Here is a 23,507-nt window from a genome sequence, read left to right as displayed (position 1 = left end):
GCAAGGGAGCCAAGGATTATCCCGACCACCAGTTCGAGACTTGCGAACGCCACTTGTTTGTAGTGTTCTTTCCAGAAAGATTCGCGGAGTGGTAGATGGAAATCGAAAACCAGATCGAACGGCTCATTGTTGACGATAGAGACTTCATTCAGCTTGAGTCGGAATTCGATACCTTCTGTCCGTTCGAAGCGCTGGGGATGGTAAGATCAGAGATAAGGCACGGAAACCTGCTCGCCTACTTGCTTGACCCTCTTCGCCCTCACGGGTTCAATACGGAGATATTGCGAAACTTCTTGCTCGCAGCCGCAAGAAACGTCTCTGTGCGCGAGCATGTCGCCGCCCTGAAACCTTTGGACGTGCACCTTCTCGATTTACAGGACGCAGAAATCCGCCGCGAGTGGCGAAACATCGATCTCCTTATAATTCTGCACTCCGCGAAGTTGATCATTCCAATCGAGCTGAAAATCGAGTCTTCCCAAGGCAGAGAGCAGCTCAAACGCTATCGTGCGATTGTAGAGGACACGTGGAAGCAATCAAATGGGTGGGCTCATGTCTGTATTTTTCTAACGAAGAACGAGGAGGAACCTGATGACCTCGCGCACTGGTCGTCCTTGCAGCTCGCAGATCTGGCCCAGGCACTCGAGACCGCAATTATATCTACGGAAGTATCTGGAGCGCGTTTACTTCAAGCTTATCTCAGAATGCTCAGGAGACACCATTTGGACGACGAGAGACTGAACGAACTAGCTCGTAAACTTTGGTCGAGGCATAGTGAAGCCCTGGCATTTTTGGCAGACCATCGACCGGATGCGGTTGGAAACCTCTTCGCAGCTCTTAGGGACCAGCGACAAGAAATTGCAATCCGTATGAGCGGCCCCAGCCGGCGGCTTCTGAATGATGGCGATCAAGCCAGCATCATGCGCTTTGCGTTTGAGGGATGGGACAATCTTCGCGGCTTTAAGACGTCAAGGTGGACGGAGTCGAAGCGACTAATTTTGCTTGAACTGAAGCGAGAAGGGCTGAAGCTAGTCGCCTATCTGTATTTGGGACCTGGCGTCGGCAGCGAGCGGGAGGAATACGCTTCAGCTCTCGATAAGCATCGACTTCATCGACCAACCGCGCGAGCAGGCAGAGATTGGATGTGCCTCGCAAAACGTGATCTTTTCAAGGCGAATGAGAGTGATGATATTGATGTCGAGAATATCACCTTAATGATCTCCAAGACATTGGAAGCCTTCGCTGCGGATGTGTTTCAGCACTTTAATCCCATTCTGGCGCCTTTTCGGGATCCCTCCAATTCGGACGCTGCTGATTATAATATCTCGACACACGCATAGAGAAAATGGAGCCGGCGTTTTCCGTAGTTCGGGATAGAGGTCAGAGCCGGCGAATTCCTGCAGCAGCTCTTACCTTTCAAACTCGATCTGCCGGAGATCTGCATAGTTGTCCCACTACGACGTCGATATTCATCGAAAGCGGTTCGCGGCTTGGGCGGCGGTAACGGCCGCGCGTGCTTCGAAGAAATGTCGCTTCACGAGAAGCGAGGGCCTACTGATCATTGAGCGGTCAGAGCTGTCGAAGTTCGTGCAGTGGGCCGATCTCCCATCACATAATTTCGATAAGGCCCATAGAGCCCTACGTGCGGCTGTGTGCCATGCGGCAATCGGAGTTCTGAAAATAGATCCGGAACGCTTCACGCATGGGGTCGCTGCGAAACTGATAAATGTGTATCTCAAATCTATGTTTCTCTCCGGAGCGGGACTAGAAGCCGCCGATTCCCAGACTCAGTCGAAGGTCAATGCTCTCCATCCGCCGATCGACCGGTTGCTTCTGACAAGCCTTGCCTCAAAGGATATTGGAGGAAATGCAGACTTCTGGCGTCAACAATTCTCAAAGGGATGGTCGAATTTTAGCTCGGATGATTACGAGAATACAATCGACAAAATCCGGCTGGTAACCAATGGCGCTCTATGGAAAATCGAAGAGCATTGGCTCGGGCCAACAGAGTAGTGCCCGGCTCGATGAGGCAACTAGGGCACTAGCGCTCTAATACAACATGGTAGACTGAGCATCGTGCAGCCGCTTAGGGCACAACGGGGCGATTTCCTGCCGGCTGAGACCAATCGTTGTCCGATGAACGAGCTCGTGACGTCGTAGCAGGTCTGGGGGGCTCAAGATCGCGTGCCCACTTCTCGGCGTCAAGTTGCCGAAGGATTTGGAGTGGGCTTCATTCGCGCCGGCGGACCTCTGCCTGCTAGCGTCCTCTAAACTTTCGGATCGTCGCCATGTGATCTCCAACCGATATTGAAAGTCACGCGTAGGATGCCCCTGAAGAGGTGCCAAGGATTATCCCGGCACGTATCCGTTCCACCCAAAGAGCGATGGCGCTGTCCTCCTCGGACATCTCTAGAAGTCTAAGCAACTCTGGGTGAATATCTTAAAGCGAGCGCGTTATGCGTGCCGCATTATCACCGGAGCTTCTCTGCATGTTCAAAGTAATCCTCGCCATCGTTGTCGCACTCGCATACCTCTATCCGCTCTACACGCTCTGGGATCAAATCCCTTTCCTGCCCTATCTCGTCATCGCGATCGTCGTCATCGTGATCGCATGGCTCGCGACTGTGTGGTGGCTCTTCAATGGCACCGCTCTGCAGGCGTTCTCAACATTCATCGTTAGCGTGATCGTGATCTTTGGTGGCGCTGCGAACTTGTCTGGCGTGCACAAGTTCGAGACTCTCAACGAGAGGGGTCAGGAGATAATAGACAAGGCTCAATAGAATCAGTGGGCGTTTGCGACACAACCTGTGCTTGCCAGCGAGCTCTGAGCTTTCTGATTGCGGCCATATGATCTCTACGGCTGTCGCACGTAGGATGCCCCCTGTTGAGTCGCCAAGGATAACCCGGCACTCCGCGGATCGTAAACTTTAATCTATTGTCGCCTTGTGTTACCTATTGCGTAACGATTCCGATTCTATTACTTATTGGGTAACGGGCAGGCTGATGAAAATCGATTTTGCGAGTGGCAAACTTCGACGTCAGCTGGAGTCTGACAAGGAGTTAAGGAAGGCATACGGTGATCGTGCCGGCCGCTTGAAAATGCGGTTAGCAGTGCTGGAACAGGCAAACAATTTTAGCGAGGTCCCGACTGAATCGCCAGATCGATGCCATCAGCTCGATGGCGAATGGACTGGTTGTTTCGCGGTAGCTATCACTGGGAACTGGCGGCTGATTTTTGAGCCGGATCATGACCCGGTCCCGATACGTGATGACGGTGGCATAGACCGTGCCGCCGTTGTCGCGATTCGGATTCGCGGTATTGTTGACTACCATTGATGCCATATGACCTTTCAAGCAATGAATGGCGATGGGATTATGCGATGGTTACTGTAGCGAAGAAGGAAGACTGGGCGCCAGATTGGGCAACTCATCCAGGCGAACATCTTGCTGAGTATCTTGAGGATCGCGGGTGGTCCCAAGCCGAATTTTCCAGGCTCGCGGACATGAGCCCGAAGCATGTCAGCACTATTATCAACGGCACCAACCCGGTGACGGCAGACACGGCACTGAAACTAGAACGCGTTCTTGGTTTAAAGGCGAGCATCTGGACGGGTTTACAGGCTAAGTGGGATCTCCATGAAGCCAAGGCCGAAAACAATCGGGCACTGGCAGATGCGGATCAAGTTCTTTCCAAGTTCCCAATCAAGGAACTTAAAGATCGGGGTGCACTGCCCGCGACCAATGATAACGGCCGACTTCTTAGTTCCCTGCTAGAGTTCTTTGCCGTCGGAACCCCCCATGCTTTCGGTGCCAGATGGGCAAATTTAGCTGTCCATCATAGACAATCTAAGGCCTTCGAGACCAGCCAATATCACGTTGCTGCGTGGCTGCTCCTCGGAGAGAAGAAGGCGCGTGGGATGAATCTGCCGACGTTCGACGCCGAAAAGTTTGCGAACGCTGTGCTCGAAATCCGTAAGCTCACAACGAGCGAACCAAAGATTTTCTATCCCCGCATGGTGGATCTATGCCGTAGAGCTGGCGTGGCGTTGGTGCTTGAGAAGCCAATTTCGAAGACCTGCCTATTCGGTTCCGCGCGATGGCTCGAGGGCGACAGAGCAATCATTCAGATGTCCCTGCGAATGAAGAGTAATGACCACTTCTGGTGGACATTCTTCCATGAAGCCGCTCACATAACGCTTCATAAGGGACGAGCGTTCGCTGATGATAAGGGCGGCGAGGGCGACGGAGTAGAGAACGAAGCTGATTCCTGGGCCGAAGAAAAGCTAGTGGGTAGAGCTAAGTTCGCAGCTTTTAAGAAAACCAATCCGCGATCTGAGATGGCAGTAAAGGCCTTCGCCCAACAAGTTGAGATCCACCCCGGCATAGTGGTTGGAATGCTTCAACACTGTGGCGCTATCCCTTACCGCAACTTGAACGGGCTTAAGGTGAAATTTGAGTGGGCCGAATAATTCCGTGGCCTGGTCATAAGAGTTCACCTGCGAGCGCGAGCCCAATCGACAAAGAGCGACGATAAGGGGAAATTTAGGTTTAGTCGAATATTGCCAAGCCAGGTTCGATATTCTTCCGCCGGCAAGCATGCCGCAGAATATAAGAAGGCGGGCTGCAGCCACGGTGTTAGTTCGTGAATACGAGCCTTACGCTGACGAAAGTAGTGAATTTCGCCTAACCTTGCTCTAATTCGAAACAAGGCACGTTGATCCAGCGTATGATTCAAAACTTCCAGTCGGCGCGCCTGCACTGCTCCTATGTCTATAACGCCTCTAACAAATACCTCTAGAAGCCATGCCCTGGTGACGTGAAGGTGACGAATTGCCGGGCTCAGGATCAGATCTACGATAGATGTTTCCATATCCTGGAACGATATCTGACCGTCCACCTTCAGCTCCTCCATGAGTAAGATAAGCTCCTTTGCGAAGGGAATCAGACGATCGTAGTTGTCACGGATGAATTGGACAGACGCCGGATCTCTGGTCAACTTCATAGCTCTGAGGAGCACTCGGATCATGCCGAGATCCCAGAATTCCTTTTCAATCTCTTCGGAGATCGTTGCGACAAGGTCAATGTTAGCCAGTTGGGCTAAAGGCTCCGTGCTGTCTTCCGACTCGTAAATCGTATAAAGGAGGTGCTCCACTGCAGATGCCTCTGCTTGGTCTGCATCTTCACCACTCAATAATTGAAGATCTTCACGATAGGTTTGAAAGGCAATTACACGCGTTTTAGATGTAGCTAATGAGAGCCCTTCGCCGGCCCACAAGCTGTCCGCGAGGAATGCCAACGCATCATACGGATCTTGCCCCGTCCGGATAAAAATGCGGAAATCATCGACATACCGTGAAACCAGATACCCTTCGCCGACCAGTGCTCTATCGATGTCTACAAGGGCTAGTTCCGCAAGGAGCCTTGAAGCATTTCCGCCTACCGGTATCCCAAATGACTGCCTTGCTCGGATGTCGCGAAGAAACGCCATGATCATTCGTGTTTCTGTTGTTTCTCCTGCAGCTTCTCTCAAATTGTTTTCCAGACGGTGATGATAAATCCTTTGATAGAAATCGGAGATGTCAGCCTCGATTACGCAAGTGAAGTCGCCTTCTTCAGCAAATTGAACCTGGCCAAATTGCGTCCATAGCCAATTGCTGTAACGGCAATCATCCGCGAACATTTTGAAGTTGTCGCCAGGTTGGTATCTATACGAGAAACCTGGTCGCGCATCCGCCGGGCCACGCGCAGTTTCAATTTGCGCGCCAATAGACGCGGTAGCCGCTAGCAGGAAGATTGCGTCTGTTGGATACAGCTGATGCGCAACGCGGAAGCCATGACGGCTCTTAGGGACGAGCGAATCGAGAGAACTGAGGGGTCTAAAGGTCACTGTGTTCTCGGCCGCGAGAGCATTCACTATCTCCTCTTTCCTCTCACGCAAAAACTCGAACTCAAAGGGATAGGGGAAAATGTCTGTATCGCCGTGCGCAGTGATGTGCTCAAGGCTCCAAAGCAGCGCCTGGCGGTCAAGATGCGGCATTGAGAATTGCTCCGTGAAGTTGCCAAGGTTTGGCACAGAGCGGACTCGGTTGTAAACATTTAGCGAAGGCAAACTGCCTTGACGTGCCGAGAGTGTGGCCCTCATCAATTTGGAGCACGGAATCAAGACTCGAGACAGGTGCGAGTTCGCGGGGGAGCCTTATAGACCAAGATCCATGATGGCGGAGAGGGTGGGATTTGAACCCACGATACCCTTGCAGGTATGCCGCATTTCGAGTGCGGTGCATTCGACCACTCTGCCACCTCTCCGCGGTCAGGTCGGCGCTTGTTCGGCGCGGGCGTTCTCATAACGGGCCTATGACAGGTTGGCAAGCCGAAATCTCAAGCTTTTCCATCCTTTTGCCTTGACACCTTTCCGTCACTCGCGTATCCCGCATCCGCAATAGGAGTGGAGTAGTCCGCCCCTTGCCCGCCTCGCGCTTGCGCGGGGTTTCACCGGCAGACCAGAATTCCGGGCTAGCTCCCTGAAATCCCTGCTTAACCTAGACTGATAAAAAGACGGCCACCTGCTCCGATGCGGGGAGCGCCGGAACGAACATGAAAGGATAAAAAATGTTCGCAGTCATCAAGACCGGCGGTAAGCAGTACCGAGTGGCAGCCAATGACGTGCTGACCATCGAGAAGCTTGAAGCATCCGCTGGCGACTCCATTGAATTTACCGAAGTCCTCGTGATCGGCGAAGGCGCCGACGCGGCGATCGGTGCGCCCTTCGTTGCCGGCGCCTCCGTCAAGGCGGAAGTCGTCGAACAGAACCGCGGCAAGAAGGTCATCGCCTTCAAGAAGCGCCGTCGTCAGAATTCGAAGCGTTCGCGCGGCCATCGCCAGCATCACACGGTCGTCCGTATCACGGACATCGTGGCGGCCAAGTAAGATCAACGGGTTTCAGGTTTAAAGGAGAACTCCAATGGCACATAAAAAAGCTGGCGGTTCCTCGCGCAACGGTCGCGATTCCGAATCCAAGCGCCTTGGCGTGAAGAAGTTCGGCGGCGAAGCCGTCATCGCAGGCAACATCATCGTGCGTCAGCGCGGTACGCAGTGGCATCCCGGTTCCAACGTCGGCCTCGGCAAGGATCACACGATCTTTGCACTTACCGCCGGCAATGTGGACTACCGAACGAAGGCCAACGGTCGCGTCTACGTGTCTGTCATGCCGAAAGCGGAAGCAGCGGAATAAGCCGGTAGCGCTCAAAAACAGCCGGCGTCTCATCGACCCGGCTGGCCGTACCAGGTTCAGTCCAGAAAACAGGGGAGATGGGGCGCCATCTCCCCTTTTTCTTTGTCCAAACAGGAGGACTGAACATGCAAGGCGAATTGTTGAGGGCAGACCAATCACGGTCTCCCCGGGAAGACCAGCGGTCTTCCATAGAACGGCTGAGGCCGGAACGGTTAAGGACCGATTGCCCTGTCTTGTTATCGGAAAGGCTCGTCATGCGCGCGCCCCACGAAGAAGACATCGACGCCCTTGCCCATCTCGCCAACAACGCCAAAGTCGCCACCATGGTATCGCGTATGCCGCACCCTTATACCGCCAATGATGCCGCCGACTTTGTTTGGCGTACGCGAAATGGCGAGATTGGTAAGTGCGTCTATGCCATCACCAAAGCGGAAAACGGCGCCTTTATCGGCTGCTGCGGCGTGGAACCGCATACCGACGGCAAGACCGTCGAGATCGGCTACTGGCTGGGTGAGCCCTATTGGAACCAGGGTTATACGACCGAGGCCTGCCATGCCCTGGTCGATATGGTGTTCAGGACCCGTCAGGACGTCGACCAGATCGACGCCCGCTGCCGGGTGATGAACGTCGCCTCGCGGCGCGTCATCCAGAAGTGCGGCTTCCAGTTCCAGGGCTCGGGGCTTGCCGCCTCGCTGGCGCTCGGCAGCAACGTGCCTGTCGAATGGTACAGGCTCGACCGCAAGACCTGGATGTCGCTGAGAAGCTGGGGGAACATCGCATGAGCACGACCGCGCTGCAAAGGCCGAACACCGGGCCGATGATGCCCGGTCCCGCCCCTGTCATCTCGACCGCCCGGCTGACGCTCCGCCCCCACCGGCTAAGCGATGCGCCTGCGATCGCGGAATCGCTTTCCGATTTCGCGGTCACGCGCATGTTGTCCCGCGTTCCCGCGCCGTTCGACCGGCAGGATGCGCTGGACTGGCTGATGCCGGTCACCTCGGGCACCCTGTCCGACTGGTCGCTCGCGATCACCGGTCAGGACGATGTCCATATCGGCAACGTCTCGATCGAGCTGCGCCACGGCCGCTGGCACCTCGGCTACTGGCTGAACCGCTACTACTGGCGGCGCGGCTATATGAGCGAGGCGGTGGTGGCGATCATCGAGCGCTTCTTGCGCCGCATGCCGGAGACGCCGATCCATTCCGGCGTCTTCGCCGACAACCCGGCGTCGCTGCGGCTGCAGGAAAAGCTCGGGTTCCGCATGACGGGTTGCGGCGAAATCTATTGTTTCGCCCGCAACACCATGGTGTCGCACATCGAAACCGTGCTGCAGCCGGGCATGCTGCAACCGCGGAAGGTGGCCTGACGGAGCAGGATGCCGAAAAGTGTGAGCGGTTTTCGGACAACATCATGCTCTCAACCAATTGAGAAACAGAGACGCCGCCACCGGCGGCGTCTCTGTCACTCGCCGATTTCGACCCAGAGCGGGAAATGATCGGAGCCGACGGATTGGATGTCGATCCGGGCGGATTTCAACCGGCTGACGAGGCCGCAACTGACGAAGCAATAATCGAGATGCATGCGTTTGCCGTGGTCCTCGGGATCCATCCAGCTGTAGCTCTCGGGGCGGTAGGCTTCGAGCGCCGCGAAGGCGTCGACCGGCGTGCCTATCCTGGCGACGCGGCCGTAATACCCGCCGGCAGCACCGGCAAGCGCGCAATATTCCGGCGATTCCGGCTCCATGTTGAAATCGCCCAGAATAGCGTAATCTTCCGGCAGCGGCGGCTCCGGCAGATCGAATTCGGCCGCCCCAGTCAGCGACCCGCCCTCCTGGACGAAAGCATTGATATGCGCGTTCAGAATTGCAGCTGGCGGATGCGTTCGTCGGGAGAAACGTGGTCGAGATGGACGGAGTAGACGCGGATCGCGCCCCCGGGCACTGTGATGACCGCCTCGGTCGCGCCGCGCTGCGGGTTGATCTTTCCGATCGTGCGGCTGCGCGGCAGAAGCAGCGTCCGGGTCGAGGCGATCGGCCAGCGCGACAGCACCATATTGCCGAACTGAAAACGCCTGCCCGGTGCCGGCGCGGACTTGCCGTGAACAGCCTCGACATGCAGGTCGCAGGCCGGCCCATACACCCAGAAATGGTGGGGAAAGAGGGCGGCAATACCGGCGACCATGTCGGCAAAACCGTTGCGCGAGAAGCCGCGGGTCACCTCCTGCAGCGCGATGATATCGGCGCCTTCGAGGCTCCGGGCAATGCGCGGGAGATCGTATCTGCCGTCGAGACCGAAGCCGTACTGTATGTTATAGCTCGCAAAATTCACGATAATCTTTGACCTCCGTCGGAACCGCCTATATCGAATGGGCCAAGACGGGCCGTCCAACTGCCACCGGATACTGGAAGTAAAATGAAATTTCTCGACGAAGCAAAGGTCTATATCCGATCCGGAGACGGCGGCGCGGGCAGCGTCTCCTTCCGGCGCGAGAAATTCATCGAGTTCGGCGGCCCCGACGGCGGTGACGGCGGACGCGGCGGCGATGTCTGGGTGGAGACGGTCAACGGCCTCAATACGCTGATCGATTTCCGCTACCAGCAGCATTTCAAGGCGACGACTGGCACCCATGGCATGGGCAGGAACCGCACCGGCGCCAATGGCAGCGACGTGACGCTCAAAGTGCCTGTGGGAACCCAGATCTTCGAGGAAGACCGGGAAACGCTGATCTGCGACCTCACCGTCGAAGGTCAACGTTACTGCCTCGCCCATGGCGGCAATGGCGGCTTCGGCAACGCCCATTTCAAGACCTCGACCAATCAGGCGCCGGATTGGGCCAATCCCGGCCTGCCCGGTGAGGAAAAGACCATCTGGCTGCGCCTGAAGCTGATTGCCGATGCCGGTCTCGTCGGCCTGCCCAATGCCGGCAAATCGACCTTCCTGGCATCCGTCACCCGCGCCCGGCCGAAAATCGCCAACTATCCCTTCACCACGCTGCATCCCAATCTCGGCGTCGCCACCATCGACGAACGGGAATTCATTCTTGCCGACATTCCCGGCCTGATCGAAGGCGCCCATGAAGGCGTAGGCATCGGCGACCGGTTCCTCGGCCATGTCGAGCGCACCCGCGTGCTGCTCCATCTCGTCTCCGCCCAGGAGGAAAAGGTGGGCAAAGCATATAAGACGGTCAAGCACGAACTCGAAGCCTATGGCAACGATCTCACCGACAAGCCGGAGATTGTGGCGCTGTCGCAGATCGACGTGCTCGACGAGGCCGAACTGAAGAAGAAGACGAAGGAATTGGCCAAGGCCTGCGGCAAGACGCCATTCCAGATTTCGGCCGTCACCGGCAAGGGCATGACCGAGGTCCTGCGGGCGCTGCGCGATATCATCGTCGAAGAAAATGCCGAGGAAAAGCCGGCCAAGGTGCCGAAGCTCAGGCATCGCGACATGATCGTCTCCGAAGAGGACACGGGCGAGGATGGGGCCGATGACCAACCGTAAGCCGCTCGGCCGCTACCGCCGCATCGTCATCAAGATCGGCTCGGCCCTCCTCGTCGACCGCAAGGCCGGGCTGAAAAAGGCCTGGCTCGACGCCATGTGCGCCGACATTGCGGGACTGAAGGCCAAGGGGATCGATGTGCTCGTCGTTTCCTCGGGCGCGATCGCGCTCGGCCGCTCGGTGCTCGACCTGCCCTCCGGCGCGCTGAAGCTCGAGGAGAGCCAGGCGGCCGCCGCCGTCGGCCAGATCGCGCTCGCGCGTGCCTGGTCGGAAAGCCTGTCGCATGAAGAGATCGTCGCCGGCCAGATCCTTTTGACCCTCGGCGATACCGAAGAGCGCCGCCGCTATCTCAATGCGCGCGCCACCATCAACCAGCTTTTGAAAATCGGCGCCGTGCCGATCATCAACGAAAACGACACGGTCGCGACCAGCGAAATCCGCTATGGCGACAATGATCGCCTGGCCGCCCGCGTCGCGACCATGACCGGCGCCGATCTGCTCATTCTTCTCTCCGACATCGACGGCCTTTATACCGCGCCGCCGCACCTCGATCCGAATGCGACCTTCCTGGAGACGATCGCCGAAATTACCCCTGACATCGAGGCGATGGCCGGGGGTGCCGCTTCCGAGCTTTCACGTGGCGGCATGCGCACCAAGATCGATGCCGGCAAGATCGCCACGACCTCGGGCTGCGCCATGATCATCGCCTCCGGCAAGACCGACAGTCCCCTGTTGGCAATCGAAAACGGCGCCCGTTCCTCCTGGTTCGCGCCGTCGGGCACGCCGGTAACTGCCCGCAAAACCTGGATTGCCGGCCAGTTGCAGCCGGCCGGCGAGTTGCATGTCGATGACGGCGCCGTCACCGCCCTTGGGGCCGGCAAGAGCCTGCTTCCCGCCGGCGTGCGCAGCGTTTCCGGCCTCTTCAGCCGTGGCGATACGGTGGCGATCGTCGGTCCTGAAGGCCGCGAGATCGCCCGCGGGCTTGTGAGCTACGATGCCGAGGACGCCCGCCGGATCGCCGGCCGCAAGTCGGCCGAAATCGCGGCAATCCTCGGTTATGCCGGCCGCGCCGCCATGGTCCATCGCGACGACATGGTGATGACCACACAGATCAGACAGAAATTGGAAAGGCAGAAGAAGGACGCGGCCCATGCCTGATACCGTTGCGCTAAGCCCTGACATTGACGCGCTGATGAACGACATCGGCCGCAAGGCGAAGGCTGCCGCACGACCGTTGGGCTTCGCATCCACCGAGGCGAAGAACCGCGCCTTGCACGGCATGGCCGATGCCATCCTGGCCAACAGCGCCCATATTCTTGCCGAGAATGCCAAAGACTTGAAGGAGATCGAAGGCAGCGAGACGCTTGCCTCCTTCGTCGACCGGCTGACGCTGAACGACAAGCGCATCGCCGAGATGGCCGAGGGGATTCGCGCCATCGCCGCCCTTGCCGATCCGGTCGGCGAAGTCATCGCCGCCTGGGACCGGCCGAACGGCCTGAAGATCGAGCGCGTCCGCACGCCGCTCGGGGTCATCGGCGTCATCTTCGAAAGCCGGCCGAACGTCACGGCGGATGCCGGCGCCCTCTGCGTCAAGGCCGGCAATGCCGTGATCCTGCGTTGCGGTTCGGATTCACGTCGTTCATCGCAGGCTATCTATGCCTGCCTCGTGGACGGCCTGAAGGCGGCAGGACTTCCAGAGCGTGCTATCCAGCTCGTTCCGGTCACCGATCGCGCTGCCGTCGGCGCCATGCTGCGCGGTCTGGACGGCGCAATCGACGTCATCGTGCCGCGCGGCGGCAAAAGCCTGGTGGCCCGCGTGCAGAGCGAGGCCCGCGTGCCGGTCTTTGCCCATCTCGAAGGCCTTTGCCACATCTATGTTGATGCTTCCGCCGACATCGAGATGGCGAAGCAGATCGTCGTCAATGCCAAGATGCGCCGCACCGGTATCTGCGGCGCGGCCGAAACCCTGCTCGTCGATGGCGCTGTGATCGGCACGCATCTGACGCCGCTGCTCGAGGTCCTCGCCGAAGCCGGCTGCGAGATCCGCGGCTCCGCGACGGTGCTGAAGGTCGCCCCCGGCATCAAGCCGGCGACCGAGGAGGACTGGACGACCGAATATCTCGACGCGATCATTTCGGTCGCCGTCGTCGACGGCATATCGGGGGCGATCGCCCATATTCAGACCTATTCGTCGAACCACACCGAGGCCGTGATCGCCGAAGACCCCGCGGTGGTCGAGCGTTTCTTCACCGAGGTCGATTCGGCGATCCTCCTGCACAATGCCTCGACGCAATTTGCCGATGGCGGCGAGTTCGGCATGGGCGCGGAGATCGGCATCGCTACGGGCAAAATGCATGCGCGCGGCCCCGTCGGCGTCGAGCAGCTCACCTCCTTCAAATACCGGGTGCGCGGTGCCGGACAGACCCGACCTTGACGTGACGACGGAAAATCTCGATCGGCGCTATCTCCGCATGCCGCACAGCGAACGCGGCATGGTCGTCGGCCTGTTCGGCGGTTCGTTCAATCCGCCGCATCAGGGCCACGCGCTTGTCGCCGAGATCGCCATCAAGCGGCTCGGCCTCGACCAGCTCTGGTGGATGGTGACCCCGGGCAATCCGCTGAAGAGCCGCAACCAGCTCGCACCGCTGGCGGAACGCATTGCCGAAAGCGAGCGTGTGGCTGCCGATCCGCGCATCAAGGTCACCGCCTTCGAACAGACGCTCGGCGTCAGCTACACCGCCAATACGCTGGCCCGCATCAAGGCCCGCAATCCGCATGTGCATTTCATCTGGATCATGGGCGCCGACAGCCTGCAGACCTTTCACAAATGGCAGAAGTGGCAGGAGATCGCCCGCACCTTCCCGATCGCCGTGATCGACCGCCCCGGCGCCACGCTCTCCTATCTCTCCTCGAAGATGACGCGGACCTACGATTTCGCCCGCATCGACGAGGATGACGCGCGCGTCCTCTGGAAGAAACCGGCGCCGGCCTGGACGTTCATCCATGGCCCGCGGTCCGGCCTGAGCTCGACGGCGATCCGCAACGGCGCGTTGCCGGGCGCAGTCAAATAGGCTGATTTTCAGGGAAATCCCAGAAACGAGAAAGCCCGACGGGGGAGGAGATCCGTCGGGCTTATAAACTCGATCGACAACTGGGAGGAGGAGTGTTGTCGATCCTGTCGAACGGCTTATGGGAGGAGGAGAAAGCCGTTTCGATGAGTGTCTTGTACCATATTCCTGAGGAAGGTGAATATCGATTTGTGCAATGCAGCAATGCTGGCGATGCAACACTGAGGCCGAAAGGCTGCGACTGCTGCCGATTTTATCGGCAAGACGGGCGAAAATGGACATTGTCACCGCGGGTCTTGCGGTTTGTCGTCGGCTTTCCCAAGCATATCAGTGCCGCCAAATCTCCTGTTCTCGGAACAGCCATGCGCTTCATGAACGCTTGGATCCTCATCACCAGTCAATACGGTTATATTTCCCTGGATATATCCCTGGCCAAAACCCGAGCATCGTTATATTCGTTGAGATATTTCGAAGCCTGGGGATAGAATCATGCAGAACCGCCGCCAATGCATGAAACTGGCAACCGCCGCAATCGCGGCTCTCTGGCTTGGCGCGGCAACGCTGCCGACACCGGCAGAAGCCGCCGAAAAGCTGACCGTCTTTGCCGCAGCAAGCCTCAAGGACGCGCTTGATGCCGCCAATGCTGCCTGGGCCAAGGAGAGCGGCAAGGAAGCCGTCGCCTCCTATGCGGCAAGCGGCGCGCTCGCCAAACAGGTCGAAAACGCGGCCCCTGCCGATATCTTCATCTCGGCCGACCTCGACTGGATGGATTACGTCGCCAAGAAGAACCTGATCAAGACCGACAGCCGCACCAACCTGCTCGGAAACCGGATCGTGCTCGTTGCCGAAAAGGACAAGGCTAAACCGGTCGAGATCAAGCAAGGCTTCGATCTTGCCGCTCTGCTCGGTGCCGGCAAGCTGGCCATGGGTGAGCCGAAATCGGTTCCGGCCGGCAAATACGCCATGGCCGCGCTCGAAAAGCTCGGTGTCTGGAAATCGGTCGAAACCAAGGTCGCCGGCGCCGAAAGCGTGCGCGCCGCCCTTGCCCTGGTCTCCCGCGGCGAGGCGCACTATGGCATCGTCTACCAGACGGACGCGACAGCCGATAAGGGTGTCGCCATCGTCGGCACCTTCCCGGCCGATTCCCACCCGCCGATCATCTATCCGGTCGCCATTCTTGCCGATAGCAAGAATCCGGACGCCGCAGCCTATCTCGACTTCCTGAAATCCGGCAAGGCAGCCGGCTTCTTCACGGCGGAGGGATTTACTGTCTTGAAATGATGGGCTGAATTGATTGCGGAATCGATGGTGACAGCTTACCGTGAAGCTGCCCCTCACCCTAGCCCTTTCTCCGTAAACGGGGCGAGGGACGTGCCCAGCGAAACGTTGGCGCCGGACGGAAGGGTTGCGGCTGCTCCCCTTCGCCCGCGAGCGGGGGTCCGAAGGACGGGTCGAGACCCGTGGCTCGACCCCGGCGGTGCCGGCAGGCGGATGAGGGGCAACCGGGTGACACCGGATTCCAGGGAGACAACTGCGTTTGGATATGTTCGGCCTGAGCGATGAAGAATGGACGGCGATCCTGCTCAGCCTGCGCGTCTCGGTCGTCGCCATGCTGGCGAGCCTGCCCCTCGGCATCATGGTCGCTTTGCTGCTTGCCCGCGGCCGTTTCTGGGGCAAGTCGGTGCTGAACGGCATTGTTCACCTGCCGCTGATCCTGCCCCCTGTTGTCACCGGTTTTCTTCTCCTCATCCTCTTCGGCCGCCGTGGACCGATCGGCAGCCTGCTCGACCAGTATTTCGGCATCGTTTTTTCCTTCCGCTGGACGGGTGCGGCACTCGCCTGCGCCGTCATGGCCTTTCCGCTGATGGTGCGCAGCATCCGCCTGTCGATCGAGGCGGTCGACCGCAAACTCGAGGAGGCCGCCGGAACGCTGGGGGCCGGACCGATCCTGGTCTTTCTGACGGTTACGCTGCCGCTGACCCTGCCCGGCATCATCACCGGCATGATCCTGTCCTTCGCCAAGGCGATGGGCGAATTCGGCGCGACAATCACCTTCGTCTCCAACATTCCCGGCGAGACCCAGACCTTGTCGTCCGCCATCTACACCTTTACCCAGGTGCCCGGCGGCGATGCCGGTGCGCTGCGCCTGACGCTCGTCGCCGTGATCATTTCCATGACCGCCCTGCTCGCCTCTGAGTTCCTCGCGCGTTTCGCCGGTCGAAGGATCGATCCGGAATGACGCTGATCGTCGAGGCAAAACACAGGCTCGGTGCCTTTCTTCTCGACGCCGCCTTCACCTCCGAAGGCGGCGTGACCGCGCTGTTCGGACGCTCCGGCTCCGGCAAGACCTCACTGATCCGCATCATTGCCGGCCTCGCCCGCCCGGACGAGGGCCGCGTCATCTTTGACGGCGAAACCCTGACCGAAACCAAAGCCGGCCGCTTCGTTCCGAAACACCGCCGTCATTTCGGTTATGTCTTCCAGGAGGCGCGGCTGTTCCCGCATCTCAGCGTCCGCGCCAACCTTTCGTACGGCCGCTGGTTCGCGCCACCAAGACCTGCACGCGGCGAGAGCTTCGATCACGTCGTCGACCTGCTCGGCATCGAGACGCTGCTGGATCGCAGCCCCGCCAAACTTTCCGGCGGCGAGAAGCAGCGGGTCGCGATCGGCCGCGCCCTTCTCTGCTCGCCCCGGCTGCTGTTGATGGACGAGCCGCTGGCCGCCCTCGACGAGGCGCGCAAGGCCGAGATCCTGCCCTATCTCGAGCGATTGCGCGATCACACCGAAATCCCGATCGTCTATGTCAGCCATTCGATCGCCGAGGTGGCGCGGCTCGCAAACAAAGTGGTGGTCATGCGCGACGGCAGGGTCGAGGCGGTCGGCCTGGCCGTCGACATTTTGAGCCGCGCCTCTGCGGCCTTTGACCGGAAAGAAGCGGGCGCGCTGCTGCAAGGCATCGTCGAAAGCTTCGACGCGCGTCACCACCTCTCGACCGTCGCCCTCAAATCCGGCCGGCTGCATATACCCGGCGCGGCACTCGCGCCCGGCAGGCCGGTCCGCATCCGCATCCCGTCGCGCGACGTCATGCTGGCGACAGCAAGACCGGAGGGGCTCAGTGCCCTCAACATTGTCGAAGGCAGGATCGAACAGCTAGTTCAGGATGCGGACGGAACGGTTGAAATCCGGCTCGACTGCGGCGGCGATAGCATTCTCTCGCGCATCACCGCGCTCTCCTGCGAGCGCCTCGACCTTCGACCCGGCAAGACCGTCTTCGCCGTCATCAAGACGGTTGCCCTGGAGTCCTGATCAGCCCTGTTCGCCCTGCCGCGGGCTGCGCTTTGCTTCAAGCCAGGCAAGGTCCTCGACAAGGCTCGCTTGCAAAATGCTTTCCATCCGGCGAAACCGCGCCAGCAATTGCTCGCCGAACGGCGTCAGCGCCGCACCGCCGCCCTTCTGGCCGCCGCGTTGCGATTCCACCACCTGTTCGCAGAACATCCGGTTCATCTCGCTGACCAGCAGCCAAGCGCGGCGATAGGACATATCCATCGCTCGCCCGGCTGCGGAGATCGATCCGGTCGCGCGGATGTGTTCTAGCAGTTCCATCTTGCCGCGCCCAAGCCGATCCGCATCCGGGAAGCCGATTCGCAAGATGGGAACGAGTGTTTTTGCGGCCGGATCGGTCATTCGAATCTGCAGATGTTGGAATTTCCGGCACTTTACGCTCCGGCCTTAAAACTGTACAGCGCGCCGACAAGCAGCGAGGGCAGCAATAGTGTTCAATTTGGTCGCCAGATTGGATTTTCCGCCGCTCCGTACGTTAGCACGTCTTGAAACATTGATGGTTTGATGCCTATCTTAACCATGATCCGGTCGTGATCGGATCCCGTGTTGTGCATGGTTTGTCATTCCAGGAAAGGGAAAGCACTGACAACAGTACACGCCAAGGGAAAAACGCTCGCCGTTCTCCCGAAGAGCGCAGAACGTGGCGCCGATGCCGCTGCCCGCGCCCTAGAAGCCGTCCTCGCCAGCCTCGAGGACTCCAAAGCCGAAGATATCGTCACCATCGACATTGCCGGAAAATCGGCGCTGGGAGACTACATGATCGTCGTCTCCGGCCGCTCGAACAGGCATGTCATGGCGATCTCGGACCACCTGCTCACCGATCTTAAGGACGAAGGCTTCGGTACGGCCCGCGTCGAAGGTCAGGAGGGCGGCGACTGGATCCTGATCGACACCGGTGACATTATCGTGCATGTGTTCCGTCCTGAAATCCGCGAGTTCTACAACATCGAAAAGATGTGGGCGGCTCCCGATATGGATGAAGAAACACGGCACTGACAGGCGGTCCGGCATTCTGACCGGCGCCTGAGACGTGGCATTAACTGGCAGGGAAACATCGTGAGCCGGCCGGTGGGCGCGCTTCGTGCGTCGCAAATGCCTCACGAGCGGGAGCGGGTGAATGCGCGTTGGTCTTTTTGCGGTGGGACGGCTGAAATCCGGCCCCGAAAAGGATCTTGCGGCTCGTTATTTTGACCGTTTCGCCAAGGTCGGCCCTGCGGTCGGCCTCGAATTTGCCCGTATTGCCGAGGTCGCCGAAAGCCGCGCTTCGAATGCGGAGACCCGCAAACGCGAGGAGGCGGCGATGCTGTTGAAATCGCTTGCCGAAGGCAGCGTCCTTATTCTTCTCGACGAACGCGGCAAGGCGCTCGACAGCGAGGCCTTCGCAAATCTGCTCGGCGCCTATCGCGACCAGGGCAAACGCGAGTTGACGATCGCAATCGGCGGCGCCGACGGTCTCGATCCCGCGCTCTACGATCGCGCCGACGCCACGCTCTGCCTGGGTAAAATGACCTGGCCGCACCAGCTCGTCCGCACGCTGATCGCCGAGCAGCTCTATCGCGCCGTCACCATCCTGTCCGGCCATCCCTATCACCGCGTCTGAGATGTTCCACGTGGAACTCAAGTCTTTGACGATGCGTCGCATTGTCACGCAGCCGTGTTTCGTGTGGCCGGCCGTTCGCTTGCGAACTTTCTGGCAAAGTGTGCCAAATCAGCTTAGTCTCCGCGCGATTTGAGAGAGTGCCCCGACACGCATGACGACGACACCAACCAGGCGACACCGCATGATTCTGCCGGCACTTGCGGCCGGTTTTGGTGTCGCCGTCGTCGTGTCCGCAAACACCTTCACCGTCCGGGCCCAGGAAGCCGCGTCCGAGGCGGCACAATCTGCAGCGCAGCCGCCGGCAGTCGAGCCGCCGCCACCCGATCCGGCCGCTGAACTTGCCGCCAAACGCGATCAGACCCGCGCCGAACTCGAAACCCTGTCGAAATCAATCACCCTTTCCTCGGACAAGGTGAGTGAACTCCAGCAAAGCATCGCCAATCTGGAAAAAAACACGCAGAGCATCCGCCAGGCGCTGATCGATTCCGCCGCCCGCCGCAAGGGGCTTGAGAAGCAGATCCTCGAAAGCGAGAAGAAGCTGGCCGATCTCGGCGTCAAGCAGGATGGCATCCGCCGTTCGCTGCACGAGCGCCGCGGCTTGCTGGCCGAGGTATTGGCCGCACTCCAGCGCATGGGCCGCAACCCGCCCCCGGCTTTGCTCGTCACTCCCGATGATGCGCTCGCTTCCGTGCGCAGCGCCATCCTGCTCGGCGCCGTCGTGCCCGGCATCCGCACGGAAACCGACAAGCTCGCCGCAGACCTTGCAAGCCTTACCGCGCTGCAGACGGCAAGTGCGGCCGAGAAAGCCGGCCTGACGGCGACGATGACTGACAGTATTGAGGAAGAGCGGCGCATGGACCTGCTGCTTGCCGAAAACGACAAGCTCAGCCGCAGCAACGCCGCCGAACTACAGGCCGAAAGGAAACGTTCGGAGGAACTTGCGGGCAAGGCGACCAGCCTCGAAGGCCTCGTCGCTTCGATGGAATCCGAGATCGCTTCGGTGCGCGACGCGGCTGCCGCCGCCCGCCAGGCCGAGGAGAACCGCAAGCTCCTGACGGACGAGCAGCGGGCTCAGGCGAAGGCTCTGGCCGAGAGCGGCGTGCCCGATAAAAACCGCATTGCGCCCGCATATCCCTTCGGAGAATTGAGGGCCAAATTGGAGCTGCCGGTGGCAGGCGATATCCTGCGCCAGTTCGGCGATGCCGACGGCACCGGGCACGAAGCCATGGGAATGACGGTCGCCACCAACCCGGAGACCGTGGTGACGGCGCCTGCAGACGGCCTGGTGGTTTTCGCCGGCGCTTTCCGAAGTTACGGCCAGATGATCATTCTTGACGCGGGCGATGGATATCACCTGGTTCTCTCGGGAATGGATACGATCAATACCCGTCAGGGAAAATTCGTTTTCTCCGGCGAGCCGCTCGCCGTGATGGGAGCGAAAAGAGTGGCAAGCGCAACTGCATTGGCGCTGGAAACGGACCGGCCAACGCTTTACATTGAATTTCGAAAAGACGGTAAACCGGTCGATTCCCGACCGTGGTGGACCGCCAAGGACACTGGAAAGGCACGCAATGATTCGTAGGGCTTCTCTTGTTCTGGTCGGCGCATTGATGGGTGCGACCGCGATGAGCGTCATTTACTCGGCAGGTGTGCCGGCAGAAGCGGCCGGATCCTCTACATATAAGGAACTCTCGGTATTTGGCGACGTCTTCGAACGCGTGCGCGCGCAGTACGTCACGCCGCCGGCCGAAGATAAGCTGATCGAGAATGCCATTAACGGCATGCTTTCCTCGCTCGATCCGCATTCGAGCTATATGAATGCGAAGGACGCCGAGGACATGCGCACCCAGACCAAGGGTGAGTTCGGCGGCCTCGGCATCGAAGTCACGATGGAAGACGAGCTCGTCAAGGTGATCACCCCGATCGACGATACGCCCGCCGCCAAGGCCGGCGTTCTCGCCGGCGACTACATCTCCGAGATCGACGGTCAGTCCGTGCGTGGTCTGAAGCTGGAAGACGCGGTCGAGAAGATGCGCGGCGCCGTCAACACGCCTATCAAGCTGACACTGATCCGCAAGGGCGCCGACAAGCCGATCGAGCTGACGATCGTCCGTGACGTCGTCGCCGTCCAGGCGGTCAAATCACGCGTCGAGGACGATGTGGGTTACCTCCGCATCATCTCCTTCACCGAGAAGACCTATCCCGACATGGAAAAGGCCATCAAGAAGATCAAGGACACCGTTCCGGCCGACAAGCTGAAGGGTTACGTCCTCGACCTGCGCCTTAACCCGGGCGGCCTGCTCGACCAGGCGATCAATGTCTCTGATGCCCTGCTGCAGCGCGGCGAGGTCGTCTCGACTCGCGGCCGCAATCCTGATGAAACCCGCCGCTTCAACGCCGGCCCGGGCGACCTGACCGACGGCAAGCCGGTCATCGTGCTGATCAACGGCGGTTCGGCCTCCGCATCGGAAATCGTTGCCGGCGCGCTTCAGGATCTGCGCCGCGCCACCGTTCTCGGCACCCGTTCCTTCGGCAAGGGTTCCGTCCAGACGATTATCCCGCTTGGCGAGAACGGCGCGCTGCGCTTGACCACGGCACTCTATTACACGCCGTCGGGCCGCTCGATCCAGGGCACCGGCATCACACCTGACATCAAGGTGGAAGAGCCGTTGCCGGAAGAACTGCAGGGCAAGATGGTGACCGAAGGCGAATCCAGCCTGCGCGGCCACATCAAGGGTCAGAGCGAAACCGATGAAGGTTCGGGCTCCGTTGCCTATGTGCCGCCGGATCCGAAGGATGACGTTCAGCTGAACTACGCGCTCGACCTTCTGCGCGGCAAGAAGACCGATCCGGCCTTCCCGCCGAACCCCGACAAGGCCGTCGTCGCCAAGTAATCGATCGTCGCAAGGCCGGGCACTCGCCCGGCCTTGACCCTTTCTGCGGTTTCCCGGTTTTGGAGCGGGCGAGAAAATTGGGAACGGACCTGCATGCGCCTTTGGGGCGCAACCGCAAAACCGGCAGCCGGCTTCCTGGCGTGCTGCGCCTCGGCCGCATTGCTGGCAGTCTGTGCCTTTTCGCGGTAGGCGGCTTTTCTCTCTACACTGCATTTCGGGGCGACGGGCTGGAGCGCGCCAAACCGCCGGCGGCCGAACAGGCGGCAACCCAAGCTTCCGGCAAACCGCCGACGACCGCTGCCGACCAGACGGCGGACGGACTGCCCCGCGCCGATCCACGCTCGGGCGCCAATGTCGAACAAATGATCACCGGCGATGGCTCCGTCGTCACCAAATATAGTCCCCGCCCGCGCGACGGCAGTGGACCGGTGCTGGTCGATGCCATGAAGATCGGCCAGGATCCGCGCATGGCGGCCCAACCCAATGAAGCGCTACTCGAAGACACGGCCTTTGGCAGGCTGCCGATCGTTGGCCCCGACGGCCGGCGGCCGATGGACCAATATGCCCGTCCCTCATCCGGCGCACGCGCCATCCGCATTGCCATTGTCGTCAGCGGCCTCGGGCTCAGCCAGACGGGGACGCAGCGCGCCATCGCCGAGTTGCCGGAGGAAATCACCCTCGCCTTTGCCGCAAGCGGCAACAGCCTGCAGCGCTGGATGCAGGAAGCCCGCCGCGGCGGCCACGAGATCCTTCTGCAGGTCCCGCTCGAACCATTTGATTATCCGGCCAATGATCCCGGTCCGGAGACCCTGCTGACGTCGAAGCCGGTGGCCCGCAACATCGAGAACCTGCACAAGGCGATGGGCGAAATCACCAATTATACCGGCATTATGAACTATCTCGGCGGCCGTTTCCTCTCCGACCCCGCCGCCATGGAACCTGTCATGCGTGATATCGGCAAGCGCGGCCTGCTCTTCCTCGACGACGGCACGTCGGCGCAGTCGAAAACGGCGACGGTCGCCAAAGGCACCGAACTGCCCTATGCCTTTGCCGACCTGCAGCTCGACGGCCAGCTCGATATCAGCGCCATCCTGAAGAAGCTCGACGAGCTCGAACGCATCGCCCGTAAGAATGGCCAGGCGATCGGCATCGCCTCGGCTTTCGACGAAAGCATCGATGCCATCGCCAAGTGGAGCGAGGAAGCGTCCATGCGCGGCATCGAGATCGTCGGCGTCGCCGCGCTTTCCAGCGACCCCAGAAGCCCCTGAGATAATTTCTGAACGGAGAAGAAGATGAGCCAGGCGACCGTAAAAGCCGAGGATCTGCCCTACCGTCCCTGCGTCGGCGTCATGATCCTGAACCGCGATGGCCTGGTCTGGGCCGGGCGACGGATCGCCGACGGAAATTCCGAATATGACGGCTCGCCGCAGCTGTGGCAGATGCCCCAGGGTGGCATCGACAAGGACGAGGACCCCTTGGACGCCGCCTATCGTGAGCTCTATGAGGAAACCGGGATCAGGACGGTGACCCTGCTTGCCGAAGCGAGCAACTGGATCAACTATGATCTGCCGCCGGCGCTGATCGGCATCGGACTGAAAGGAAAGTTCCGCGGCCAGACACAGCGCTGGTTCGCCTTTCGCTTCGAGGGCGATGAAAGCGAGATCGCCATCAACCCGCCGCCCGGCGGCCACGAGCCGGAATTCGACGCCTGGGAATGGAAGCCGATGCAGGAACTGCCGGGCCTGATCGTGCCCTTCAAGCGCGCCGTCTATGACCAGGTGATCGCCGAGTTCCGGCATCTGGCAGCGCTGCAGGCCGAAGACTGAGTGCCTGATTGAGGCTCGCAGGTGTGAATTGAAGATGCCGACCGCGCGGAG

General features: G+C 59.9%; 25 protein-coding genes, 1 tRNA gene and 1 pseudogene. 23 read left to right on the top strand and 4 right to left on the bottom strand.

Features of this window, described 5'->3' with window-relative positions; genetic code table 11:
- Nucleotides 1-95: 95 nt before the first annotated feature.
- The 5 genes from PYR71_RS13375 (at nt 96) to PYR71_RS13355 (ending at nt 4,466) form a co-directional block, all read left to right on the top strand.
- Nucleotides 96-1,337: a PD-(D/E)XK nuclease family protein gene (locus tag PYR71_RS13375; RefSeq protein WP_275619699.1), complete on the top strand. Its 1,242-nt coding sequence runs from the start codon at nt 96-98 to the stop codon at nt 1,335-1,337.
- Between the two features lie 106 nt (nt 1,338-1,443).
- Nucleotides 1,444-2,010, top strand: a complete 567-nt coding sequence (locus PYR71_RS13370; RefSeq protein WP_275619698.1) for a hypothetical protein — start codon at nt 1,444-1,446, stop codon at nt 2,008-2,010.
- A 476-nt stretch (nt 2,011-2,486) separates the two neighbouring features.
- Nucleotides 2,487-2,777, top strand: coding sequence for a hypothetical protein (locus PYR71_RS13365; RefSeq protein ID WP_275619697.1), 291 nt, complete (start codon nt 2,487-2,489; stop codon nt 2,775-2,777).
- Nucleotides 2,778-3,000: 223 nt separating this feature from the next.
- On the top strand, nt 3,001-3,333 hold the full coding sequence (locus PYR71_RS13360) for a type II toxin-antitoxin system RelE/ParE family toxin (protein WP_275619696.1): 333 nt from the start codon (nt 3,001-3,003) through the stop codon (nt 3,331-3,333).
- Between the two features lie 44 nt (nt 3,334-3,377).
- Nucleotides 3,378-4,466, top strand: a complete 1,089-nt coding sequence (locus PYR71_RS13355) for a HigA family addiction module antitoxin (RefSeq protein WP_275619695.1) — start codon at nt 3,378-3,380, stop codon at nt 4,464-4,466.
- A gap of 23 nt (nt 4,467-4,489) precedes the next feature.
- Here the strand turns inward: PYR71_RS13355 and PYR71_RS13350 are convergent, their stop codons facing one another.
- Nucleotides 4,490-6,034 (bottom strand): RNA-directed DNA polymerase, encoded by a 1,545-nt coding sequence (locus PYR71_RS13350; protein WP_275619694.1) that lies wholly within the window; start codon nt 6,032-6,034, stop codon nt 4,490-4,492.
- Between the two features lie 179 nt (nt 6,035-6,213).
- Nucleotides 6,214-6,303, bottom strand: a tRNA-Ser gene (locus PYR71_RS13345).
- A 303-nt stretch (nt 6,304-6,606) separates the two neighbouring features.
- On the opposite strand from PYR71_RS13345, the gene rplU reads away from it, so the two are divergent.
- From rplU to PYR71_RS13325, 4 genes are all read left to right on the top strand, one after another.
- Nucleotides 6,607-6,924: a 50S ribosomal protein L21 gene (gene rplU, locus PYR71_RS13340; RefSeq protein WP_064683935.1), complete on the top strand. Its 318-nt coding sequence runs from the start codon at nt 6,607-6,609 to the stop codon at nt 6,922-6,924.
- Nucleotides 6,925-6,958: 34 nt separating this feature from the next.
- Entirely contained in the window at nt 6,959-7,228 is a 270-nt protein-coding gene (gene rpmA, locus PYR71_RS13335) for a 50S ribosomal protein L27 (protein WP_004676172.1), read from the top strand.
- A gap of 125 nt (nt 7,229-7,353) precedes the next feature.
- Nucleotides 7,354-8,010: a GNAT family N-acetyltransferase gene (locus PYR71_RS13330; RefSeq protein ID WP_275619693.1), complete on the top strand. Its 657-nt coding sequence runs from the start codon at nt 7,354-7,356 to the stop codon at nt 8,008-8,010.
- Nucleotides 8,007-8,594: a GNAT family N-acetyltransferase gene (locus tag PYR71_RS13325; RefSeq protein ID WP_275619692.1), complete on the top strand. Its 588-nt coding sequence runs from the start codon at nt 8,007-8,009 to the stop codon at nt 8,592-8,594. The genes PYR71_RS13330 and PYR71_RS13325 overlap by 4 nt, the downstream gene beginning before the upstream one ends.
- Before the next feature lie 95 nt (nt 8,595-8,689).
- Here the strand turns inward: PYR71_RS13325 and PYR71_RS13320 are convergent.
- Nucleotides 8,690-9,555 (bottom strand): annotated as a pseudogene (locus tag PYR71_RS13320) (endonuclease/exonuclease/phosphatase family protein).
- 84 nt (nt 9,556-9,639) lie between these two features.
- Here PYR71_RS13320 and obgE point away from each other — a divergent pair.
- The 8 genes from obgE to modC all read left to right on the top strand — a co-directional run bounded on the left by obgE (nt 9,640) and on the right by modC (nt 17,100).
- Complete coding sequence (gene obgE, locus PYR71_RS13315) at nt 9,640-10,728, top strand: GTPase ObgE (protein WP_183917611.1); 1,089 nt, start codon at nt 9,640-9,642, stop codon at nt 10,726-10,728.
- Entirely contained in the window at nt 10,715-11,884 is a 1,170-nt protein-coding gene (gene proB, locus PYR71_RS13310) for a glutamate 5-kinase (RefSeq protein WP_275619691.1), read from the top strand. Before obgE ends, proB begins: the two co-directional genes overlap by 14 nt.
- Nucleotides 11,877-13,160 carry a glutamate-5-semialdehyde dehydrogenase gene (locus PYR71_RS13305; RefSeq protein ID WP_275619690.1) on the top strand — a complete coding sequence of 428 codons (1,284 nt, stop codon included), beginning with the start codon at nt 11,877-11,879 and terminating at the stop codon, nt 13,158-13,160. Before proB ends, PYR71_RS13305 begins: the two co-directional genes overlap by 8 nt.
- A gap of 37 nt (nt 13,161-13,197) precedes the next feature.
- Entirely contained in the window at nt 13,198-13,797 is a 600-nt protein-coding gene (locus PYR71_RS13300; RefSeq protein ID WP_275619898.1) for a nicotinate-nucleotide adenylyltransferase, read from the top strand.
- Nucleotides 13,798-13,892: 95 nt separating this feature from the next.
- On the top strand, nt 13,893-14,279 hold the full coding sequence (locus PYR71_RS13295) for a hypothetical protein (protein ID WP_275619689.1): 387 nt from the start codon (nt 13,893-13,895) through the stop codon (nt 14,277-14,279).
- Nucleotides 14,280-14,283: 4 nt separating this feature from the next.
- Nucleotides 14,284-15,075, top strand: a complete 792-nt coding sequence (gene modA / locus PYR71_RS13290; protein ID WP_275619688.1) for a molybdate ABC transporter substrate-binding protein — start codon at nt 14,284-14,286, stop codon at nt 15,073-15,075.
- 256 nt (nt 15,076-15,331) lie between these two features.
- Entirely contained in the window at nt 15,332-16,033 is a 702-nt protein-coding gene (gene modB / locus PYR71_RS13285) for a molybdate ABC transporter permease subunit (RefSeq protein ID WP_010031297.1), read from the top strand.
- Complete coding sequence (modC, locus tag PYR71_RS13280; RefSeq protein ID WP_275619687.1) at nt 16,030-17,100, top strand: molybdenum ABC transporter ATP-binding protein; 1,071 nt, start codon at nt 16,030-16,032, stop codon at nt 17,098-17,100. The genes modB and modC overlap by 4 nt, the downstream gene beginning before the upstream one ends.
- Here modC and PYR71_RS13275 read toward each other — a convergent pair whose 3' ends face one another.
- Entirely contained in the window at nt 17,101-17,478 is a 378-nt protein-coding gene (locus tag PYR71_RS13275) for a winged helix-turn-helix domain-containing protein (RefSeq protein WP_275619686.1), read from the bottom strand.
- Between the two features lie 210 nt (nt 17,479-17,688).
- On the opposite strand from PYR71_RS13275, the gene rsfS reads away from it, so the two are divergent.
- The 6 genes from rsfS to PYR71_RS13245 all read left to right on the top strand — a co-directional run bounded on the left by rsfS (nt 17,689) and on the right by PYR71_RS13245 (nt 23,456).
- Nucleotides 17,689-18,132, top strand: a complete 444-nt coding sequence (rsfS, locus tag PYR71_RS13270; protein WP_168295087.1) for a ribosome silencing factor — start codon at nt 17,689-17,691, stop codon at nt 18,130-18,132.
- A 121-nt stretch (nt 18,133-18,253) separates the two neighbouring features.
- Nucleotides 18,254-18,736, top strand: a complete 483-nt coding sequence (gene rlmH, locus PYR71_RS13265; protein ID WP_275619685.1) for a 23S rRNA (pseudouridine(1915)-N(3))-methyltransferase RlmH — start codon at nt 18,254-18,256, stop codon at nt 18,734-18,736.
- Nucleotides 18,737-18,917: 181 nt separating this feature from the next.
- On the top strand, nt 18,918-20,318 hold the full coding sequence (locus PYR71_RS13260) for a murein hydrolase activator EnvC family protein (protein WP_275619684.1): 1,401 nt from the start codon (nt 18,918-18,920) through the stop codon (nt 20,316-20,318).
- Entirely contained in the window at nt 20,308-21,630 is a 1,323-nt protein-coding gene (locus PYR71_RS13255) for a S41 family peptidase (protein ID WP_003543943.1), read from the top strand. Before PYR71_RS13260 ends, PYR71_RS13255 begins: the two co-directional genes overlap by 11 nt.
- 77 nt (nt 21,631-21,707) lie before the next feature.
- On the top strand, nt 21,708-22,898 hold the full coding sequence (locus tag PYR71_RS13250) for a divergent polysaccharide deacetylase family protein (RefSeq protein ID WP_275619683.1): 1,191 nt from the start codon (nt 21,708-21,710) through the stop codon (nt 22,896-22,898).
- 24 nt (nt 22,899-22,922) lie between these two features.
- Nucleotides 22,923-23,456: an RNA pyrophosphohydrolase gene (locus PYR71_RS13245; protein WP_275619682.1), complete on the top strand. Its 534-nt coding sequence runs from the start codon at nt 22,923-22,925 to the stop codon at nt 23,454-23,456.
- Nucleotides 23,457-23,507: the final 51 nt, after the last annotated feature.

This window comes from Rhizobium mulingense (assembly GCF_029194105.1).
In the GTDB taxonomy this organism is placed as follows: Bacteria; Pseudomonadota; Alphaproteobacteria; order Rhizobiales; family Rhizobiaceae; genus Rhizobium; species Rhizobium mulingense.
Note: the sequence above shows the minus strand (reverse complement) of the source record. Positions and strands in the feature narration are given on the sequence as shown.

Coding starts and splice junctions, on each gene's coding strand:
- PYR71_RS13375 (WP_275619699.1), top strand. CDS start 96: ATGGAAATCGAAAACCAGATCGAACGGCTCATTGTTGACGATAGAGAC.
- PYR71_RS13365 (WP_275619697.1), top strand. CDS start 2,487: ATGTTCAAAGTAATCCTCGCCATCGTTGTCGCACTCGCATACCTCTAT.
- PYR71_RS13360 (WP_275619696.1), top strand. CDS start 3,001: ATGAAAATCGATTTTGCGAGTGGCAAACTTCGACGTCAGCTGGAGTCT.
- PYR71_RS13355 (WP_275619695.1), top strand. CDS start 3,378: ATGGTTACTGTAGCGAAGAAGGAAGACTGGGCGCCAGATTGGGCAACT.
- PYR71_RS13350 (WP_275619694.1), bottom strand. CDS start 6,034: ATGCCGCATCTTGACCGCCAGGCGCTGCTTTGGAGCCTTGAGCACATC.
- rplU (WP_064683935.1), top strand. CDS start 6,607: ATGTTCGCAGTCATCAAGACCGGCGGTAAGCAGTACCGAGTGGCAGCC.
- rpmA (WP_004676172.1), top strand. CDS start 6,959: ATGGCACATAAAAAAGCTGGCGGTTCCTCGCGCAACGGTCGCGATTCC.
- PYR71_RS13330 (WP_275619693.1), top strand. CDS start 7,354: ATGCAAGGCGAATTGTTGAGGGCAGACCAATCACGGTCTCCCCGGGAA.
- PYR71_RS13325 (WP_275619692.1), top strand. CDS start 8,007: ATGAGCACGACCGCGCTGCAAAGGCCGAACACCGGGCCGATGATGCCC.
- obgE (WP_183917611.1), top strand. CDS start 9,640: ATGAAATTTCTCGACGAAGCAAAGGTCTATATCCGATCCGGAGACGGC.
- proB (WP_275619691.1), top strand. CDS start 10,715: ATGACCAACCGTAAGCCGCTCGGCCGCTACCGCCGCATCGTCATCAAG.
- PYR71_RS13305 (WP_275619690.1), top strand. CDS start 11,877: ATGCCTGATACCGTTGCGCTAAGCCCTGACATTGACGCGCTGATGAAC.
- PYR71_RS13300 (WP_275619898.1), top strand. CDS start 13,198: ATGCCGCACAGCGAACGCGGCATGGTCGTCGGCCTGTTCGGCGGTTCG.
- modA (WP_275619688.1), top strand. CDS start 14,284: ATGCAGAACCGCCGCCAATGCATGAAACTGGCAACCGCCGCAATCGCG.
- modC (WP_275619687.1), top strand. CDS start 16,030: ATGACGCTGATCGTCGAGGCAAAACACAGGCTCGGTGCCTTTCTTCTC.
- PYR71_RS13275 (WP_275619686.1), bottom strand. CDS start 17,478: ATGACCGATCCGGCCGCAAAAACACTCGTTCCCATCTTGCGAATCGGC.
- rsfS (WP_168295087.1), top strand. CDS start 17,689: ATGGTTTGTCATTCCAGGAAAGGGAAAGCACTGACAACAGTACACGCC.
- rlmH (WP_275619685.1), top strand. CDS start 18,254: ATGCGCGTTGGTCTTTTTGCGGTGGGACGGCTGAAATCCGGCCCCGAA.
- PYR71_RS13260 (WP_275619684.1), top strand. CDS start 18,918: ATGATTCTGCCGGCACTTGCGGCCGGTTTTGGTGTCGCCGTCGTCGTG.
- PYR71_RS13255 (WP_003543943.1), top strand. CDS start 20,308: ATGATTCGTAGGGCTTCTCTTGTTCTGGTCGGCGCATTGATGGGTGCG.
- PYR71_RS13245 (WP_275619682.1), top strand. CDS start 22,923: ATGAGCCAGGCGACCGTAAAAGCCGAGGATCTGCCCTACCGTCCCTGC.